Annotated in this window: 1 protein-coding gene; it reads right to left on the bottom strand. The window is 52.2% G+C overall.

Annotation, left to right across the window (positions count from 1 at the left end; genetic code table 11):
* The coding region (locus ASF84_RS10655) for a DUF6708 domain-containing protein (protein WP_082481518.1) at window positions 1-623 on the bottom strand (623 nt) is incomplete at its 3' end.
* Window positions 624-1,111 lie beyond the last annotated feature (488 nt).

Below are 1,111 nucleotides of genomic sequence, written 5' to 3'. Positions count from 1 at the left end.
TATTGAAACGTCTGGTCCTCGACCGCGTCGGGGCCGATTTCCATGTAGCAACGAATGCACTCCCATAACGCCATGGCTGCTTCACCGCCGCCACAGCCGAAGGCCATGGTGAAGTGTTGGTTGTCTTTAGTGGCGTTTGGGTCAGGGTTTTCAAGGCTGACAACCAGCATGCCATGAGTGATTTTTCCGCCCTGACTGGTTGAGGAGAATTGGGTAGCGGCGGCCACGACGCTTTCCCAGGGAACGATCCAGTATTCACCGCTTCTTTTCAAAAAACAGGCCTCGCGTCGTTGCCGATTGAAGCGAATGGGAAGGGGAGTAGGGCGAAAGAGTGAATAGATCAGCATAAGGCCAGGTAAACCTGTTACGACAGCCCCCATCATCAGGACGATGACATCGTTCATCATATAAGCCAAGCTGCAATAAATGATAACAAGAGGCCAGAGCATCATGATGCCCGATCCGATGCTGTAGTTGCTGATGTCCATGAAGACATCATTTTTACGCCAGATGATCCGCATACCGTCGCTGGGTTTTTGTCCTGTCGGTAAAGGCAGGGGTGCCAGATAATCCTGCCTGGAAAAAAAGCCTTTTTTACAGGTGCCAGCTGCCGGTGTATTCATATCTTAACTTCCGCTTCCAGACCCATTTCAGCCAGGGCCGCTTGCAGTTCGGCGGAGGGTTTGGCCCATTGTTCGGGGGGCAGGGGTTTGGACCATTCGATGATGTCGGGGTGGTCGAGGTCGGGCGGTGGGGAAATTTTCAACTTTACAACGGCATAGATTAATAACGAATTGAAGATGAACAGGNTGGACCATTCGATGATGTCGGGGTGGTCGAGGTCGGGCGGTGGGGAAATTTTCAACTTTACAACGGCATAGATTAATAACGAATTGAAGATGAACAGGCCCACCAGGCCCTCCCATAGAAAGGCGAGCACCCAGCCACGTCTGTGTGCGAACTCGATAAAGTCCTCTTTGTAACAGGTGAATATATTTTTGCCTGGCCGATTGTATTGAAACGTCTGGTCCTCGACCGCGTCGGGGCCGATTTCCATGTAGCAACGAATGCACTCCCATAACGCCATGGCTGCTTCACCGCCGCCACAGCC

The organism is Pseudomonas sp. Leaf127 (assembly GCF_001423155.1).
Lineage (GTDB): Bacteria > Pseudomonadota > Gammaproteobacteria > Pseudomonadales > Pseudomonadaceae > Aquipseudomonas > Aquipseudomonas ovata.
The sequence above is the reverse complement of the archived record's forward strand: the minus strand, read 5'-3'. Positions and strand labels throughout refer to the sequence as shown.